Annotated in this window: 15 protein-coding genes; 8 read left to right on the forward strand and 7 right to left on the reverse strand. The window is 61.5% G+C overall.

Annotated elements, in window-relative coordinates:
• Window positions 1-40 precede the first annotated feature (40 nt).
• The gene (locus VKS22_12435; GenBank protein HLW71417.1) at window positions 41-862 is read right to left on the reverse strand and encodes a hypothetical protein; all 822 of its coding nucleotides are present in this window, start codon (window positions 860-862) and stop codon (window positions 41-43) included.
• Between the two features lie 202 nt (window positions 863-1,064).
• On the reverse strand, window positions 1,065-1,625 hold the full coding sequence (locus VKS22_12440) for a hypothetical protein (protein HLW71418.1): 561 nt from the start codon (window positions 1,623-1,625) through the stop codon (window positions 1,065-1,067).
• Between the two features lie 242 nt (window positions 1,626-1,867).
• On the opposite strand from VKS22_12440, the gene VKS22_12445 reads away from it, so the two are divergent.
• The 5 genes from VKS22_12445 to VKS22_12465 all read left to right on the forward strand — a co-directional run bounded on the left by VKS22_12445 (window position 1,868) and on the right by VKS22_12465 (window position 8,402).
• Window positions 1,868-2,602 carry a ZIP family metal transporter gene (locus VKS22_12445; GenBank protein HLW71419.1) on the forward strand — a complete coding sequence of 245 codons (735 nt, stop codon included), beginning with the start codon at window positions 1,868-1,870 and terminating at the stop codon, window positions 2,600-2,602.
• A 191-nt stretch (window positions 2,603-2,793) separates the two neighbouring features.
• Entirely contained in the window at window positions 2,794-3,930 is a 1,137-nt protein-coding gene (gene dprA, locus VKS22_12450) for a DNA-processing protein DprA (protein ID HLW71420.1), read from the forward strand.
• Between the two features lie 50 nt (window positions 3,931-3,980).
• On the forward strand, window positions 3,981-6,308 hold the full coding sequence (gene topA, locus VKS22_12455) for a type I DNA topoisomerase (protein ID HLW71421.1): 2,328 nt from the start codon (window positions 3,981-3,983) through the stop codon (window positions 6,306-6,308).
• Between the two features lie 78 nt (window positions 6,309-6,386).
• Window positions 6,387-7,214 carry a 16S rRNA (cytidine(1402)-2'-O)-methyltransferase gene (rsmI, locus tag VKS22_12460; GenBank protein ID HLW71422.1) on the forward strand — a complete coding sequence of 276 codons (828 nt, stop codon included), beginning with the start codon at window positions 6,387-6,389 and terminating at the stop codon, window positions 7,212-7,214.
• Window positions 7,215-7,367: 153 nt separating this feature from the next.
• Window positions 7,368-8,402 carry a zinc-binding dehydrogenase gene (locus tag VKS22_12465; protein HLW71423.1) on the forward strand — a complete coding sequence of 345 codons (1,035 nt, stop codon included), beginning with the start codon at window positions 7,368-7,370 and terminating at the stop codon, window positions 8,400-8,402.
• A 57-nt stretch (window positions 8,403-8,459) separates the two neighbouring features.
• Here VKS22_12465 and VKS22_12470 read toward each other — a convergent pair whose 3' ends face one another.
• A complete protein-coding gene (locus VKS22_12470; protein HLW71424.1) occupies window positions 8,460-9,332 on the reverse strand; it encodes an alpha/beta hydrolase in 873 nt (290 codons plus the stop codon).
• A gap of 249 nt (window positions 9,333-9,581) precedes the next feature.
• Here VKS22_12470 and VKS22_12475 point away from each other — a divergent pair, with 249 nt between their 5' ends.
• Both VKS22_12475 and VKS22_12480 read left to right on the forward strand, forming a co-directional pair.
• A complete protein-coding gene (locus tag VKS22_12475) occupies window positions 9,582-9,956 on the forward strand; it encodes an RNA-binding protein (GenBank protein ID HLW71425.1) in 375 nt (124 codons plus the stop codon).
• Window positions 9,957-10,062: 106 nt separating this feature from the next.
• Window positions 10,063-10,983: an alpha/beta hydrolase gene (locus tag VKS22_12480; protein ID HLW71426.1), complete on the forward strand. Its 921-nt coding sequence runs from the start codon at window positions 10,063-10,065 to the stop codon at window positions 10,981-10,983.
• 23 nt (window positions 10,984-11,006) lie between these two features.
• Here VKS22_12480 and VKS22_12485 read toward each other — a convergent pair whose 3' ends face one another.
• Window positions 11,007-11,786: an SDR family NAD(P)-dependent oxidoreductase gene (locus tag VKS22_12485; GenBank protein ID HLW71427.1), complete on the reverse strand. Its 780-nt coding sequence runs from the start codon at window positions 11,784-11,786 to the stop codon at window positions 11,007-11,009.
• Window positions 11,787-11,841: 55 nt separating this feature from the next.
• Between VKS22_12485 and VKS22_12490 the strand changes: the two genes are divergently transcribed.
• Window positions 11,842-12,432, forward strand: coding sequence for a DsbA family protein (locus VKS22_12490; protein HLW71428.1), 591 nt, complete (start codon window positions 11,842-11,844; stop codon window positions 12,430-12,432).
• A gap of 4 nt (window positions 12,433-12,436) precedes the next feature.
• On the opposite strand, the gene VKS22_12495 is transcribed toward VKS22_12490, so the two are convergent.
• From VKS22_12495 to VKS22_12505, 3 genes are all read right to left on the reverse strand, one after another.
• Window positions 12,437-14,041: an MDR family MFS transporter gene (locus VKS22_12495; protein HLW71429.1), complete on the reverse strand. Its 1,605-nt coding sequence runs from the start codon at window positions 14,039-14,041 to the stop codon at window positions 12,437-12,439.
• Window positions 14,042-14,157: 116 nt separating this feature from the next.
• Window positions 14,158-15,051: an MBL fold metallo-hydrolase gene (locus tag VKS22_12500; GenBank protein ID HLW71430.1), complete on the reverse strand. Its 894-nt coding sequence runs from the start codon at window positions 15,049-15,051 to the stop codon at window positions 14,158-14,160.
• A 45-nt stretch (window positions 15,052-15,096) separates the two neighbouring features.
• On the reverse strand, window positions 15,097-17,517 hold the full coding sequence (locus tag VKS22_12505) for an MMPL family transporter (protein HLW71431.1): 2,421 nt from the start codon (window positions 17,515-17,517) through the stop codon (window positions 15,097-15,099).
• Window position 17,518: the final 1 nt, after the last annotated feature.

Genomic DNA, 17,518 nt, shown 5'->3' on the forward strand with positions numbered 1-17,518 from the left:
GGCAAAGTCAGTTACGACTGTGGCCTTCTCGTTTACCGCTCTAGCGCGGGAAGACGACTCGTTTGGCCTGCTCGAGTGGAAAATCCACCGCGCCGAGGTCATCTTTTCCTCCGATGTTCTGGTTTCCGTAGCCGTCCTCCGTCCCTTCGATTGTTTTGCCTCCAACTATCGTAACTCGAAGCTTGTACTTGGCGTTATCGGCTCCGAGAATATCTATCGCAGTTATCTTGGAATAATCGACCGATTGCCCGCTCTCTAAATGAAGTCCGTCGCCGTACGCGTTGAAGTAGAAGCCATCGTCGTAGACCCACATCGCGGTTCCATCAATTTTCGTGATCACCACGGACTTTGGCGGAGCATTAAGGTTCGGCGGAGGTGAGCTATCGGCGATCGTAGCGGCAGCAGCGCTCGCAATCACAGGTATCCGTTCGGCGAGCTTTTGCACGGTACCCGGCGCGTCGGCGGCGTCCTGATTGGCTTGCTGGGTTTTTTCGCCCACCAACTGCGCCTGTCCCTGCTGTTTGGCGTTGTTGACGGCGGCGACGTTGCTCGCCACCGCCGATACCTGAATCTCATAGCTCATCGTCGTCTTCAGGCAGTCCTGATATTGGGCCGCGTCGATCCGACCGCTCTGCTGCGCAATACAGCAGTTCTTACAGAGTATGCCGAGCCTTTGCGCGCCTTCCGTAAGATCCTGGATCTTGTCGTGCCCGATGACCACGTCGCCATTGGTCTTTAGGAAATGGAGACTCGTGTCGAGTTTGGGCGCCGTCTGCTGGAAGATGGCGTCGCATGGGCCTGGACGGTTGACGTAGATGAAAAACGCGATGACGCCAAGAACGCCCGCTGCGAGCGCGCTCAATAACAGCAGCCGTCCGGCGCTATGGTCGCGCGACTGAGGAGCGGCGTTTTGGGCAGGCGATGGTTGCGAAGGATTCAGCGACGCGCCGCAGTGGCCACAGAATCGAGCTTGGGGATTGGCAAGGTCCCGGCCGCAGTGAGTGCAAACCATCGCCGCACTACCTCCTCCCAAGCGGCCGCGCCGCGCGGCTTGCGGCCAGGTCTTATGAGCGCATCAGTTCGGCTTCATCCTGCGCGAGGGTTGCATAGACTTCGCGATCGATTTGGCGATAGCGCGCGAGGACCTCGTCGGCGCGCTCTTCGTTGCCTTCTTCGCGGGCGATTTCACGCATCTTCTTTTCGATCCAGGAGAGATGCCAAGTCTCGTCCTCGGTGACAGACTTAAGGGTCTCAAGCGTGGAGGCCTCGACATTCGGCAACGCGGCATGCGCCATATAGCGGCTCTGTGCGCGCTCCTCGACGATCACTGTCAGGCCGAGAATCTCGACGATACCCTTGGGCACGCCAGTGCGCAGACCGAGGCGGCGCTGGTAGCCGTCCGCCACTGCGACGGGTGCACCACCGAGGTCGGCAATCTGCCGGGTCCAGAGCCAGGCGTGGCGCGTCTCGTCGGACAGATGCTTCGACAGCTTGACCTGCGAGTCCGCATCCTTGATATGCCCGAGCAGATTAAAGAGTAAACGCGCGCCGCGCAGTTCCGCGTCGCGATAGAAGCTGAAAATCAATATCTGCTTTTCGTTGGCAGACATTGCACTCAAATCCATCAGATTAAGATCTCCTCCGCCACCCCTTTTGCTTGATGGTCTGTATGCTTGCTTGAGCGCCAAACCGTTGTTGCGCGTAGCAGATTGCGTTGCGCAGGTTGGGCGAACGCAGACAAGGCTGTTCCAAGATCAACTATGTGATCCAGCCGGGCCGGTCAATAATGGGTCCGCGCGGAATCCACAAGTTTGACCGGGCAGAAGCGGACGCGAGGCCATCGCTTGCCGCGCCGAAACTCGGAATAATGCCTGCACCCATGCGCTCGATGGCGATAACCTTTGCGAGCCTGACGCTGGTGTCCACCGGATTGGGCGGCCTCGCCGCGATTCGGTTTCGTGACCGGATGCATCTGCTTCTGGGTTTCAGCTCGGGAGCGGTAATCGCAGTGGCCCTGTTCGAGTTGCTGCCGGAGGTCTTCGCCCTCGACGGTGGAGCCCCGGTGATGCCCTTTGCGGCAGTAGGATTCCTTGCGCTGTTCGCGCTGGAGCGTTTCACCGCGATGCATCGGGCGCGCGAGCACGCCCACGCGCGGGAAGCCCACGCGCAGGAGATGGGGATCGTGGTCGCGGCGGGGCTGTCGCTGCATAGCTTTCTCGACGGCGTCGCGATTGGAGTCGGCTTTCAGACTAACGCTCACGTCGGCCTGCTGATCGCGCTCGCGGTGATCGCGCACGATCTAAGCGACGGCTTGAACACGGTGACCGTCGTGCTGGCGCACGGTAATCCGCTCAGACGCGCGTGGCGCTGGCTGCTGGTGGATATGGCGGCTCCAGTCCTGGGGACGGCCACTACGCTGGCGCTCCATCTCAATCACGGGATTCTGCCGTGGCTTCTCGCCTTCTTCGCCGGGTCATTTCTATATGTTGGAGCCTCTGATCTTCTGCCTGAAGCGCGCGAGCATGATTCGCCCCTGGTCGGGATCGCCACTGCCGCGGGGATGCTCGCGATGTATCTGACCACGCGATTGCTGCGCGGCTGAATTGCGCGCGATTTTTTATGGATTAGACGCATGAGGGTTGAACTCAGCGGCGCGGTACTTGCTTCTCGCTCACCTTGTTGTAGAAATACGCCTATCGAAACTTATGCGTTTTCAGGGTTGCAAAAATAAACTAATGGAGCGAGCGGACGAGTCTGCGCTGCATTCAAAGCAAGGATTGAGGCGGCTGTAGGATGGCCCCGACCGCAGACTCGTATTGGTTGGCGCTGCGGCGCGTGCACGGGATCGGTCCGCGCACCGCGCATATTCTGCTCGAGCGCTTCGGCTCGGCTGAGGCGGTTTTCCATCAGACTGAAGGAGAGATTGCCGGCGCCGGAATCTCGCGGACGGCGGCGCGCAATATACTCGAATTCGAGGACTTTGCGCCGCTCGAAAAGGAGCTTTGCGAGCTGCCCAAAATCAACGCCCGATTGGTTCGATGGACTGACGCGGATTATCCGATAAATCTCCGCCACATCGCCGATCCGCCACCCTATTTTTTCCTTCGCGGCGCGATTACCGCCGACGACCCCAAATGCGTCGCCGTAGTGGGGGCGCGCACTGCCAGTGACGGCGGGCGTCGTATGGCGCAAAGGCTTGGGCTGGAGCTCGCGGCGAAAGGTTTCACCGTGGTCAGCGGTCTGGCGCGCGGAATCGATTCCGACGCCCATCAGGGGGCGCTCGACGCGCGCGGCAAGACCATCGCCGTGCTTGGATGCGGGGTCGACGTGATCTATCCGCCTGAGAATCGCAAGCTGGCGGAGGCCATAATCGAAGGGAATGGGGCAATAATTTCCGAATTGCCGATCGGCACACCACCGATCGCCGAGAATTTCCCGGCGCGCAATCGTCTGATCTCCGGCTGGTGCCTCGGGGTGGTGATCGTCGAGGCGGCGGAGAAGAGCGGCTCACTGATCACAGCGCGGATGGCGCTTGAGCAAAATCGCCAGGTCTTTGCCGTGCCCGGCAGCCCGCTGACCGGGAAAACCCGCGGCAGCAATCGACTCCTCAAAGAGGGCGCGCGGCTGGTCGAATGTGTCGAAGACGTGCTTGAGGAGCTGCTCCCGCAATTGGGCGAAGCCGGGAAACTTAGAGCCGGAGGCGGGACCCCTGAGGGAGATCGCAGCAGGCTTGACGAGGGGGCGCTCAAGCAGGAATCGATGGAAGTTCAGAACATCCTGTTGCAGCTTAAGAGTGCTGACAGATTGCATGTTGACGCGCTTATTGAGGCGTGTCGGCTCAACGCGCAAACCGTGCTTAAGTTGATGCTCGAACTTGAGTTGCGCGGGATGGTCGTGCAACATCCGGGTAAGCTTTTCTCATTAGCCTAGGAATCGTGTTCTAGGAAGCTGAAGCAAGAGAGCTGAAGCGAAGGTCTGCGGTGGCAAAAAACCTCGTCATAGTTGAATCTCCCGCCAAGGCCAAGACGATCAAGCGTTACTTGGGGCGCGACTTTACGGTGGCGCCGTCTGTGGGTCACGTCGTCGATCTGCCGAAGAGCCGGCTGGGGGTTGACCTCAAGCACAATTTCGCTCCCGAGTATCAGGTTATCCCGGCCAAGGCCAAGGTGATCGAAGGGATCAAGGAAGCGGCGCAGAACAAGGACAATATCTATCTGGCCACCGATCCTGACCGCGAAGGGGAGGCGATCGCATGGCATATCGCCCAGCAGCTCGGCAACGTTTCCGGCGAAATCCATCGCGTGCTGCTCCACGAGATTACCGAGCGCGCGGTCAAGGAGGCGATCGCCCATCCGTCGCAAATTGACCAGAATCTGTTCGAGGCGCAGCAGGCACGCCGGGTGCTCGATCGTCTGGTCGGCTACCAGGTAAGTCCGCTCCTGTGGGACAAGGTCAAGCGCGGGATCAGCGCCGGGCGGGTGCAGTCGGTCGCCTTGCGGATCATCGTCGAGCGCGAAAAGGAGCGCGAGGCCTTTCGCTCTGAGGAGTACTGGACGCTCGACGCGAACCTGTCCGCCGCCAATCCCCCGCCCTTCAAGGCGCGGCTCTACAGCTACAAGGGCGAGCGCATCGACAACAAGGCGATCAAGCTGGCCAAGCCGGTCGCCGACGATATTATCGCGGCGTGCGAGCGCGAAGCTTTCACCGTCCGCAAGATCGAGCGCAAAGAGGTCCGGCGCAGCCCGACGCCGCCGTTTATCACCTCGCGGCTGCAGCAGGAGGCCTCGCGCAAGCTCTACTTTTCGCCCTCGCGCACGATGAAGCTCGCGCAGCGGCTCTACGAGGGCGTCGAGTTGGGCGACCAGGGCGCGATCGGCCTCATCACCTATATGCGGACCGACTCGCCGCGCGTCTCCGATGACGCTCTTACTTCGGTGCGCGGCTATATCGAAGGGCGCTACGGCAAGGAGTACCTGCCGGACAAGCCCAACTTCTATCGCTCGGGGAAGTCGGCGCAGGAAGCGCACGAAGCGATTCGGCCGACCGCCGTCGAGCGTGACCCGGAGTCGATGGCGCGCTATCTCGACAAGGATGCGTTGGCGCTCTACACGTTGATTTTCAATCGTTTCGTTTCGAGCCAGATGCCGCCGGCGGTTTACGATCGCACCGCAGTGGATATCGAAGCCGACGGCGCGGTCTTTCGCGCGACCGGCCAGGTGATGAAATTCGACGGCTTTATGCGCGTCTATCTCGAAGGTGAAGACGACGCACCCGCAGCCACCGACGAAGAGGCCAACCTGCCAGGGATGACCGAGGGCGAAGTGCTGAAGCTGCTGGGCTTTGTGCCGGAGCAGCATTTCACGCAGCCGCCGCCGCGCTTCTCGCAGGCGACGTTGATCAAGGAGCTCGAAGAGAAAGGGATCGGCCGCCCCTCGACCTACGCCGCGATCATGACGAGTATCCTGAACCGCGAGTACGTCGAAGAGGACGAGAGCAAGCGGCTGCGGCCGACCTCGCTCGGCCGCGTGGTCTGCGATCTGCTGGTCGCGGCTTTTCCGGATATTCTCGAAGCCGGCTTCACGGCGTCGATGGAGCAGGAGCTCGACGGCGTCGAAGAGGGGCGCGAGAACTGGGTCAAAACCCTCAAGCGCTTTTACGGCCCGTTCGAGAAGCGGCTCGGCGAGGCTAAAAAGAAGATGCCCGCGGTCAAGCGCAACGGCCTGCCGACCGATCTCAAGTGCGAGCAGGACGGCGGCGCGATGGTGATCAAGTGGGGCCGCAACGGCGAGTTTCTGGCCTGCTCGAACTATCCCAAATGCACCAACACGGGAGAATTCGGGCGCGACGAGCAGGGCAATATCGTGGCGAAGGCGCCGACTGCGCCGGTGCTCAGCGACGAGACCTGTGAAAAGTGCGGCCGTCCGATGATGCGCCGGCGCTCGCGCTTCGGCGAGTTTCTCGGCTGCTCGGGCTATCCAGAGTGCGACGGGATCAAGCGCACGCGCGCCGCCGCGGCTTCGACCGGAGTAAGTTGCCCGGACTGCAAGGAAGGCGAAGTCCTCGAGCGCCGCAGCCGGCGCGGCAAGCTGTTCTTCGGTTGCGGCCGCTATCCGAAGTGCAAATTCGCGAGCTGGGATCGCGTCGTGCCGAAAGCTTGTCCGAGTTGCGGCTCCGCCTACCTGACCGAGAAGGTGACCAAGCGGGACGGTGCGCGGCTGCTCTGCCCGAACAAGGAGTGCGGCTATCAGATCGCGGCCCCGGAACGCGCGCCCGAAGCAGCGGCTCCTCCGCCACCGCCAAGCGCATAAGCCCGCCACAATGTGCGCCGCGCTTGAGGTTGCGACCCCAAGCCAATCAACTGAAATCGACCCTTTGTGCTCTACATAGTGGCGACGCCGATCGGGAATGCCGAAGACCTCTCGGCGCGGGCGATCCGCGTCCTGCGGGAGGCGGAGCTGATCGCGTGCGAGGATACGCGGCGCTGCGGGCGCCTGCTCGCCGCGCACGAGATCCGCACGCCGACCGTCAGTTATTTCGAGCACAACGAGGAGCGGCGCACGCCCGAACTGGTTGCGCGGCTGGCGGCGGGCGCGATGATCGCGCTAGTAACCGACGCCGGCACACCGGCGATCTCCGATCCTGGCTATCGGCTCGTACGTGCCGCGATCGCAGCCGGGATCCGCGTGACCGCGATCCCCGGAGCGTCGGCGGTAGTTGCGGCGCTCTCGATCGCGGGTTTGCCGACCGATCGCTTCGTCTTCGAGGGTTTCCTTCCGGCGAAATCCGGTGAGCGGCATCGCGCACTCCAGCGGCTGGAGCGGGAGGCGCGCACGATGGTCTTCTATGAAGCGGCGCGGCGGCTAGCGGAGACGCTCGCGGCGATGGCCGCAGCTTTCGGCGGCGCACGCGCCGCCGTCGTGGTGCGCGAGCTGACGAAGACTCATGAGGAGACGGTCCGCGGTACGCTCGGTGAACTCACGGCCCGCTTCAAGCAGACCGCGGCGTTGGGCGAGGTGACGATCGTGGTTGCGGGCAACGACGCGAGCGCGAGCGAGGCCGGTCGCGTGGGTGGTCTCGATGAAGCGGCGGCGCTCGATGTGCTGCGCGCGGACGGCCTTAGCCTCAAGGACGCCAGCGCGGTGATCGCGAAGCTGACCGGCACGAGCCGTCGCGAAGTTTATCAGCGCGGGCTTCGTCGCCGGCCTGGCGAGTGATCTTATGCGCGGCGCTGAAGCAGTCTCCATCGCAGGTGAGTTTTGGATCGTCTCACCGGATCAAAACTGGACAATCTGACATGACCCGTGATTAGCTTCACGGGCATCCGAGAGCCGCTCTACAGCGAATAAACCGAAGTTAGGGGACAGATTATGAAAGCAATGGTGATGGAAGAAGTCGGCAAGCCGATGGTGGTGAAGGAATGGCCGGAACCCAAGTGCCCGCCTGACGGCGCGATCGTGCGCGTCGAGGGCAGCGGCATCTGCCGCTCGGACTGGCATCTGTGGCAGGGCGACTGGGGCTGGATCGGTTTCAAGCCGCGTCTGCCGGCGATCCTCGGACACGAATTCGCGGGCGTGATTGAGGAGGTGGGCACGGAGGTCAAGAATCTGAAGGTGGGGACGCGAGTCGTGGTCCCGCTGGCGCAAGGCTGCGGGGTCTGCGAGGACTGCCGCACCGGCCATTCCAACCACTGCATGGGCACCGGGATGACCGGTTATGCCCGCTACGGCGTTCTCAGTCACGCGGATTTTAACTGCGCGCCGCTGCCCGAACAAATCGGCTTCGTGGAGGCTGCGGCGATGGGCTGCCGTTACGTCACGGCCTTTCATGGAATTCTCGATCAGGGACACGTCCAGGCGGATGAAACGGTAGTGATTTACGGCTGCGGCGGCGTGGGCTTGTCGGCGATTCAGATTGCGGCGGCGCTGGGCGCGCGGGTAATCGCGGTCGATCTGGACGATCGCAAGCTGGAATTGGCCAAGCAGGTTGGCGCAACCGACGTCATCAATGGCAAGACGACCGATCCGGTGCAGGCTGTCAAGGATCTCACGCGCGGCGGCGCTGACGTGAGCGTCGATGCGTTGGGGATCGCCGTGACCTGCCGCAACGCGGTGTTGAGTCTGCGCAAGCGTGGGCGTCATGTGCAGATCGGTCTGACGACGCAGGGCGAAAAGGGCGAAGTCGCGCTGCCGATCGATCAGATTGTGTTCAAGGAGATCCAGTTCACCGGTTCTCTGGCGATCCAGTCGTTCCGTTATCCGGCGCTGTTGAGCATGGTCGAGCGGGGACGGCTGGCGCCGCGAAAATTGATCACCGAGACCATCCCGATCGAAAAGGCCTTTGGCGTGATCGAGCAGATGTCGAAATTCGAGAATGTCGGTATGAGCGTGATTAACCAGTTCTAAGGCGGATGGGCCGTCATCCGTGATCGGGTGACGGCCCGCGCAGCCATCTGACCTTGCCTACAGAATTCTCCCGCCGAGAGATCGCGGATCCCGCAGGGGCCAGCGTCCCGCTTCGACCTGATGCAGGAAGTCGGCGACCAGCGAGTTGAACAGGCCCGGCTCCTCGAGATTGAGGGCGTGGCCGGTGTCCGGCAGTATCACCAATCCCGCGCTTGGGATGGAACGCTTCATCAGGAGCGAGGTTTCGAGGCAAGGATCGTCTTCGTCACCCGCCATCACGAGCGCGGGTACGGTCATTCGCCGCATCGGGGCGACCAGATCAAAGAGGGATGGGCGGCGCTTCTGCACGCCGCGCAGAGTGAGCGCAGAGCCGCGCGCGGAATGCTCGGCGAGCATCCGGCGAAACTCCTCCCATCCGCGCGGGTCCTTGTTCTGCAACTGCACGCGGGTCGGCCCGGTCGCATAGCCGGCTACGGCTTCTTCGAGGCTGAGACTCTCGAAACGCTGCGCGGCCGCTTCCGCTTCATTCTGAAACTGCTCGCGGCGCGCTGGGTCGGCCCCGTAACCGCATCCGCCGATAACCAGTGAAAGGGCGCGTTCGGGATACGCGAGACCAAAGTGCAGCGTGGCAAAGCCGCCCATCGAGATACCGACGATATGCGCGCGTTCGATTGAGAGCTGGTCTAGCATCGCGCGGAGATCGTCACGCGCGCGGTCCTGCGAGTAGCGTTCCGGATCGTCGGGAACGTCTGAAGGCGGGTAGCCGCGAGCGTTGTAGGCGACGCAATGGTAACGGCGCGCGAAGTGACGCATCTGCGCCTCGTAGCTGCGATAGTCACCGGCGAATTCGTGGACGAAGATCAGCGCGGCGCCGTGGCCGGCCTCTTCATAATAGAGGCGGACTTGATCGTCCGTCGTGATGAAGGGCATGGCTCCTCCGGACTTTTGCGGGTGCGGTTCGCGCCGGTCAATCGCTTGATTAGCACAACTATCGACAGTTCAGCGAAGTCCGGCCGCGCGGATTCAAGCCGCCCCGAACGCTTGATGGTGGCGGTGGACTTTCGCGGAATGAAACGGTAAAAGATTTCTGAAAACCGCCCGGATAGCACCTGTCAAAAAACCCAACCAGCGGGTTTTTATGGTCCTTGCTTCCCGGCCTTAGACTCAAGGAGGGCAAGGATGCCCACGAAGTTGTATGTAGGCAATTTGGCCTACTCAGTGACGAATGAAGACCTGGAGGCGCTTTTTACGCAAGCGGGCAAGGTCGATAGCGCAACGGTAGTGATGGACAAATTCTCGGGCCAGTCGCGGGGCTTTGGCTTCGTCGAGATGGCGGACTCGAACGAAGCCGCGCGCGCGATCGAGGAGTTCAACCAGGCGGAACTCAAAGGACGGGCAATCCGCGTCAATGAAGCGCGGCCGCGCGAGGGCGGCGGTCCGGGCGGCCCGCGCGGGGGCGGCGGCGATCGTCGTCCGGGCGGGGGCGCCGGCCGGGGTGGCCGCGGCCGCGAAGGTGCTGGCGCGGGCGGTGGTGGTGGCAATCGCCGCTGGTAGAGAATGAGAAACGTATGAGTATCGGGCGGACACGGTGTCCGCCCGTCCTACATCCACTCTCCGTAATTGGCTGTTATCCCTGTGGAGACAGACCAGGAGTAATCAAGTGCTGAACGATACCGAACAGATCGAACATCTGGAGCTTACGGCCCGACATGCCGGACTGACGTTGCCCGAAACCGTCCTGCCGAAATCACACCATATCGTGATTCACGGGATGAGGTTTCATTACCTGGATTGGGGCGTCGCGGGGCGCCGTCCGATTTTGTTTCTGCATGGCGGCGGCCTGAACGCGCATACGTGGGACGTGGTCTGCCTGATGCTGCGGCGGCAATACCACTGCTTTGCGCTCGATCAGCGCGGTCACGGTGACAGCGAGTGGGAGCCGACTTCGGACTACAGCCACGACAGTCAGGTGCGCGACGTCGCCGGGTTCATCGAGCAGTTGGGACTCGAGCGGCCATTGCTGGTAGGCCATTCGATGGGTGGGTTCGCTGCGATCGGCTACGCGATCGCGCATGCGGCCAAGCTGGCGGGACTGGTGCTGGTGGACGTCGGGCCGGAATTAAGTCTTGACGGAGCTAAACGCATCCGCGATTTTATCGCGCTCGATCGTGTACTCGATTCGGTGGACGCTTTTGTCGAGCGGGCGATGTCCTTCAATCCGCGGCGCAATCCGACGCTCTTGCGGCGCAGTCTGATGCATAACCTGCGCAAGCTGCCGAACGGCAAATGGACCTGGAAGCACGATCCCAATCGAATGTCGATCACGCCGGACTTCGCCAACGAGAGGCTCGAACGGGCGAAACAGATTCAACAGGATCTCCATCGCATCAGCTGCCCGACGCTGATCCTGCGCGGCGAGCGCAGCGATGTCTTCTCGGACGAAAACGCGATCAAGTTCGCCGAGTCGCTGCCGCACGGGCGCTGGCTGAAGGTCCCCGATGCCGGTCACACGATCCAAGGTGACAACCCGCGCGGGCTGCTCGAGGCGCTCGCGCCGTTCATCAGCGAAATCGGCTTCTAGAGCACCGGCGCGCGCGGCGCTGTTCAGGCATTCCTGATCGTCAGGCCGCCGTCCACCGGGATGATCGCGCCGGTGATGTATGAAGCGGCCGGGAGGCAGAGGCTAAAGGTGATGTGTGCGACCTCCTCGGGGTAGCCGTAGCGTTTCAGGGCGGTGCGGCGCTTGGCAAAAATCTCCTTGTGCTCTTCGGGAATCGGATCGGTAAGACCGGTGCGAATCGGACCGGGACAGATGCAGTTGACCGTGATCTTCTCCGGGCCGAGGTCGACCGCGAGCGCGCGCGTCAGGCCGATTACGCCGGTCTTGGCGACGACATAGGGACTGTCGCCGGGGGTGGCGCCGAGGCCCTCGGTCGAGGCGATGTTGACGATGCGCGCGGCGTCGGATTTCCGCAGCCAGGGCAGGGCCGCACGCACCATCAGTTGCTGCGAGGTCAGGAGACCGGCGACTGCGCGTGTCCAGACGGCGTCGTAATTCTCTTCGTCGATACGGCGAAAGGCGGCGAATCCCGCATTGTTGATCAGGATGTCGAGGCGGCCGAAGCGCGCAGCGACTTCGCCGACGACGCGCGTGATCGCGGCGCCGTCGAGCACGTCGAGTGGCCAGCCATGCGCGACGCCACCCTCAGCGAGGATTTCGCCGGTGACCTGCGCGACGCCCTCGGCGCGAAGGTCCGTGACCGCGACCACGGCGCCTTCGCTCGCGAAGAGATGAGCAGTGGCGCGGCCCATCCCGCTCGCCGCGCCGGTAATTAATACGGCCCGGCCTTTCACCGAGCGATCAAGTTTTCTGATCGCGTCCATCGACGTTCTCCGTTATCGTGAGGCGAAATCGGCTTTAATCTATGGTGGAGCGGGCGTGGAAATCAAAGAGATCAAGATGTATTCCGACTACAAGAGTCCCTTTGCCTATCTGGCCTTCGAGCCCGGGCTGGCGCTGGCGCAGCGGTATAATGTGACGGTCCGCTGGATACCCTTCCAGTTGCGCATCAAGGATAAGGGCGAACGGAGTATCTATTCCGAATACAAGACGCGTTATTCATATCTCGACGCGCGGCGCGCGGCCAAGCTGCGCGGATTGGAGATCCACGGCCAGCCCAAAGTTTACGACACGCGGATCGCGCTAATCGGCGGTCTGTTCGCGCAGAAGCACGACCGGCTGCTGGCCTACAACCTGAAAGTGTACGAACTTTTCTGGAAGCGCGAGTTGCAGCCCGACGATGCGGAGCAGATCGCCGCGATCGTGGCGGGGTTGGGGCTATCGGCTGACGGCTATCGGGTGTATCTCGGCGGCGAGGGCGTCGGCGATTATCAGGCGGCTCAGGATGAAGCCGCGGCCGATCATATCTTCGGAGTGCCAATCTTCCTATTCGAACACGAGCCCTTTTGGGGCTACGACCGGATACCGATGCTCGAGCAGCGGCTCACCGAAGCAGGATTGAGGCTTTAGACGCTTAATGGCCGGCGGGGGCCGCACCGCGAGCCGTCTTTTTCAGGAACAAAAATCCCGGGATGAAAATGGCCGCCAGCAGCGCCAGAATCCGATAGATGTCGTTGTAGGCGAGCAGCGATGCCTGTTGCTGCACGCTGGCGTACATCAGCCCATAACCCTGATGCTGGCCACTGATCATACCTTGCATCAGGTTGAAATGGGGTGAACCGGGCATCAGCGGCGCGGTTTGATCGAGCTGCCATGAGCGGAACGGCGTCACATGCTCGGTGAGATAGGCCTGATGCAACTGCTCGCGACTGTTGAGCAGATTGGTGACGAGCGAGATGCCGATCGCCGAGCCGGTATTGCGCATCATGTTGTAAAGGCTCGAGGCATAGCCCATTCGCTCGCGCGAGACGCAGGCGAGCGCGGAGGCTGACATTGCCGGGAAGATCAGGCCGGAACCGAGGCCCGACCAGATCAGCGCCCAGCGCACTTCGGGGATGCCGACGTCGAGGCTCCAATGGCTCATCGACCAGAGCGCGTAGGCCAGGACGAAAAAGCCGACGCCGACGAGCCAGCGTACGTCAAAGCCGCGCCGCGAGAGCTGTCCGAGCGCAAACATACCAACCAGCGTGCCGAAGCCGCGCGGCAGCACCGCCAGTCCCGATTTCCACGACGAGTAACCGAGCAGCTCCTGGAAAAAGAGCGGGTTGAGCAGATTAAGGCCGAAAACCACCAGCATCATGGTCAGGATCATCGTGACGGAGACATCAAACAAGGGAATCGCGAGGATGCGCAGGTCGAGGATGGGTTCGGGGAAGGTTAACTCGCGGATGGCGAGGAGCACCAGCGCCAGCACCGCGACGCCGATAAAGACCCAGACCCAGGTGGCGGCAAACCAGTCGGAGCGCTGTCCGCGATCGAGCACGATCTGCAGCAGGCCGAGGCCGAGCGCCAGATAGATGATGCCCGGATAATCGATGCGGCGCGCGGCGGCCTGCGACTTGCGGATATGTTCGGGATCGTGGACGAAGACGATCACCATGATCGCGGCAAAAATCCCGATCGGCAGGTTGATGTAGAAGTTCCAGCGCCAGGTCCAGTTGTAGGTGATCCAGCCGCCCAGCGTCGGCCCGATCATCGGCGAGGTCAGCAGGCCCATGCCCCACACCGCCATCGCGAGCCCCTGCTCCTCGGGCGGGAAGGTCTCCATCATGATGGCCTGGGAAGAGGGAATCATCGCGGCGCCCGCGGCGCCCTGGAGGAGGCGGAAGATGACCATCTGCGTCAGCGACGTCGCGGCCCCGCACATCCCGGAAGTCACGACGAAGGCGACGACCGAGATGACGAAGTAGCGTTTGCGGCCGAAGCGCGCAGAGATCCAGCCGGTGAGGGGGATCATGATGCCGTTGGCGACGAGGTAACTGGTCAGGATCCAAGTGACTTCGTCGCGGCTGGCGGAAAAGCTTCCCTGCATATGCGGCAGCGAGACGTTGACGATCGAGGTGTCAAGCACCTCCAGTGTCGCTCCGAGCATCACGGCGATCGCGATCAGCCATTTGTGGGTCGCGGGCTTGTCGATTTGCGCGACGCCGCCTGAACTTGGTGTAGGCGAGGAAGCCATGTCAGAAACGCGCGCGCTCAAGCACCGGAGCTCTTTCCGGTGGGAGATTTATCACGGGAACGAGCGGGGGCAACAACGCGGCGGCCAGAGCTGGAGACCCGGCTGCGGCTGCCCGATCATGTTGTTGATACCGGTTCGGGCGCGGTTTCCCGCCAGGCCGGTACAAAGCGGAAGGAATCGCCCTGCTTGACGATCTTTCCGGCCGTGGGCGTCGCGAAGTGAGTGCCCAGCACGATTGTGCCGGTATCCGCGTAGCGCTCGCAGAAAGCGCGACGGGTCTTCTTCGCCTGCGCCTGATCGACGTCAAAATTATCATCCCACTCAGGATAGCGGCATTGAATGGGGTGATGCATCAGGTCGCCGGTAATGACGGCGTTTTGTCCCTGCGAGGAAATGCGCACGGCAAGGTGGCCGGGGGTATGGCCGGGCATCGCCTCGAGCGAGACTTCGTCGGTGAGCTTGCGCTTCTCGTCGACCAGTTCCGCGCGCCTCTGATCGAAAATCGGACGCACCGAATGCTCGACGGGCCCTTTGAAGAAGTCGTCGTTCTGGCGCGAGAAAAAATCCCACTCGGTGCCGCCGATCAGATAGCGCGCGTTGGAGAAGGTTGCGACCCACTTGCCGTCTTTGAGCGTCGTGTTCCAGCCGACATGATCGATATGCAGATGCGTGCAGAGGACGTGATCGATCGCTTCGCAGGAATAGCCAGCCTTGCGCAAGTCGGCGAGGAACGGCAGTTGCATCTTGTTCCAGTCAGGAAAGGCCGGGCGGACCTTGTCGTTGCCGACGCAGGTATCGACGATAATCCGTTTGTTCATCGATTCGATTACCAGCGCGTGGATGCTGAGCTTGATCTTGCCGCCGTCGTCGGTGAAGGCGGGATAGAGCCAGTCGCGTTCCTTGAGCAGATTCTCCGCAGTGGCGTTGGGCAGCAACTGAGTACCGTCCCAGGCGACCTCGGACTCGATTACCCGAGTAACTTTCACGTTGCCGATCTTCCATTGATTCATAAGTTATTCGAGTTCTCCTGCTATTCAATTTGGCTTGGCACGTACTCAACTCGACGAGGCCATCCGCGGCGGGGTGCCGGCCTCCTCGGTCTGCACATACCGGGTGATAAAACGGGGCCGGAAGGCGGAGACAAAGCTGGGCAGGATGATAACCCCGGTGATCGCGTTGGTGCACATCAGGAAGATCAGCAGTTCGGCCATGCGGACGTGGAAGTCAACTGGAGAGAAAGTCCAGATCGAGAGGCCGCCGATCATGACGAACAGGGTATTGAGCACCGCCTGCCCGGTCCCGCGCATCGCGGTGGTGATGGCGGTGGTGATTTCCGCGCCGCCTATCGCTTCGTCGCGGATGGCAGCCATCGTGTAGATGCCGTAATCGATACCTAGTCCGATACCCAGTGAAACGACCGGGATAGTATCGATAGTCAGAGTGAGGTTGCGGGCATTCATGTAGATGAACGCGCCGAAGTTGCCGAGAACACTGGCCGCGATGAAAAGCAGACCTGCGGCGGGCGAGCGAAACTCGATCGCGCAGCAGATGCCGACGGCGATCAAAGTCAAAGTAAGATTGAAGAAGTCGGTACGCTTGAGCACCTGATTAGCAGCGGCATAGAGGCCGGCGATGCCGCCCATGTAGGCGACATGTACCTGGCTCACGCCCGGGTTACCGGCCATGTGAGTACTGTTGAAGTCCCGGATTTCGTCGAGGACGCGATTCAGGGTGTCGTAGGTATGATCGCGCAAGAGCACGCGCACGCAGTTCGCGCGCGCCTGCGAGTTGGGGATAAAGCGCTCCATTTCGCCGGGGGCAGTGCCGGAGAGATAGAGATACCAGAGATTGCCGGAGAGCTGGACTGAATCCGGGACGCGCAGAAATTTGGGGTTCGCGTAGTGGAACATCTGGTTGAAGGGTTTTTCGATGTCCGAGGCGAACGAAATCACCTGCAGCACGTTAGGATCACGCTCGCGCAGGTAGTAGCGCAAATCGTCTGCGGCGCGCAGCGGATCGGGACCCAGCGAAGACTGCGGATTGGGATAACCGGGAGTTTCCAGCACCACCCAGCCTTCATCGACCGGGAACGATTTGGCGATCTCCTGGATGTCGCGGTTGACCTTCGAGTCGGGCCGATAGAGCGGCGTCCCGACAGTGCGATAACCGATTTCGGCGCGCTGGCCGGAGACCAGTCCGAAGACGATGAACGCGGCGGCGCCCCACAGGAGAGTGGTGCGGGCCCAACCCGGATGGACCGGAAAGGTGATGAAGTTGCGCAAGAAGCGGTCCATCAAACCTTCGAGGCCGCCGGAGAGATGCTCGTCGAGTTTTCCTTCGAGTGCAGGCGGCGGCAGATAGCTCATCACGATGGGCTGGAAGACGAAGACCATCAGGAGGCTCGAGGCCACCCAGACCGCTCCGGTCAGGGCTATATGGTGAAGCACCGGGATGCCGCTGAATGAGACGAAGATGATGCCGAAGATGTCGGCGAGGATGGAGACGAGTCCCGGCGGCAGCATCAGGCTAGTCGTGTTAACGACAGCAGTATGGACGTCGCCGCCGGTTTTCTCGATCTCGCTATAGAAGCGGCGCTGCCACTGGATACCGTGGCTGACGTCGCGCGCAGTGAGAATGAAGGGGATAACCAGCATCACGGGATCGAGTTGGTAGCCGATCAGCCCGGTGAAGCCCATGCCCCACAGTGCGGAGAAAGTTCCTGTCATCAGCGGCGCCCACCAGCGCGCGATACCGCGTATGCCGTAGTAATGCACCAGCACGATGACCGCGAGTGAGATGATGATAATCGCGAGGAGGCGCGGCAAATAGTGATAGCCGTAGCCGCGGACGATCGGCTCGCCGGCGACGAAGATTTCATTGTTGGCGTCCTGGTTATCCTGGACGATCTTCTGCACGTCCTTGAAAAACTCAGAGTAGTTGATCTCGGCGTCGTTGAAGGAAGCGGTAACCATCGCGCTCTTGAAATCACTACTCACAAGTTGGCGCAGAGCGTCCTGATGCACGATCACCTTATTCTTGAGCAGGGCGACCCCGTCCGCGGTTTTAGGCACGTCGGGAAACATGTAGGGTTTGCTGATCAGGGCGCCGGACTCGGCCTCGACATAATTGACGCGGAATGACGCGATCGAAAAAACCTCTTCGTGATTAACGCCGGGCAGGCTGTCCATCGCCTGAGTGAGACTTTGCATTTTCTTCAGCGTGGTCTCATTGAAGATATCCCCGTCCTTGACGCGGAGCATGATCGCAAGGGTCTCGGCGCCGCCGAAGGAGCGCTGATATTTCTCATTGAGCAGGATGTACTTGTGGTAGCTGGGAAAGAAGTCGACGAAGCGCGTGTTGATTTGCACGCGCGACGACGCATAGATCATGAAGACGGTTACGACCGATAGTAACAAGCCGATCGGTGCGCGAAAACGCAGGATAATTTTACCGATATTATTGGATGAATGTACCATT

It is taken from the genome of Candidatus Binataceae bacterium, assembly GCA_035308025.1.
In the GTDB taxonomy this organism is placed as follows: domain Bacteria; phylum Desulfobacterota; class Binatia; order Binatales; family Binataceae; genus JAJPHI01.

Excerpts from the sequence above, each read along its gene's own strand:
- VKS22_12500 (HLW71430.1), bottom strand. The coding sequence starts at position 15,051 with ATGAATCAATGGAAGATCGGCAACGTGAAAGTTACTCGGGTAATCGAG.
- dprA (HLW71420.1), top strand. The coding sequence starts at position 2,794 with ATGGCCCCGACCGCAGACTCGTATTGGTTGGCGCTGCGGCGCGTGCAC.
- VKS22_12505 (HLW71431.1), bottom strand. The coding sequence starts at position 17,517 with ATGGTACATTCATCCAATAATATCGGTAAAATTATCCTGCGTTTTCGC.
- VKS22_12495 (HLW71429.1), bottom strand. The coding sequence starts at position 14,041 with ATGGCTTCCTCGCCTACACCAAGTTCAGGCGGCGTCGCGCAAATCGAC.
- VKS22_12465 (HLW71423.1), top strand. The coding sequence starts at position 7,368 with ATGAAAGCAATGGTGATGGAAGAAGTCGGCAAGCCGATGGTGGTGAAG.
- VKS22_12445 (HLW71419.1), top strand. The coding sequence starts at position 1,868 with ATGCCTGCACCCATGCGCTCGATGGCGATAACCTTTGCGAGCCTGACG.
- VKS22_12440 (HLW71418.1), bottom strand. The coding sequence starts at position 1,625 with ATGGATTTGAGTGCAATGTCTGCCAACGAAAAGCAGATATTGATTTTC.
- VKS22_12485 (HLW71427.1), bottom strand. The coding sequence starts at position 11,786 with ATGGACGCGATCAGAAAACTTGATCGCTCGGTGAAAGGCCGGGCCGTA.
- VKS22_12475 (HLW71425.1), top strand. The coding sequence starts at position 9,582 with ATGCCCACGAAGTTGTATGTAGGCAATTTGGCCTACTCAGTGACGAAT.
- VKS22_12470 (HLW71424.1), bottom strand. The coding sequence starts at position 9,332 with ATGCCCTTCATCACGACGGACGATCAAGTCCGCCTCTATTATGAAGAG.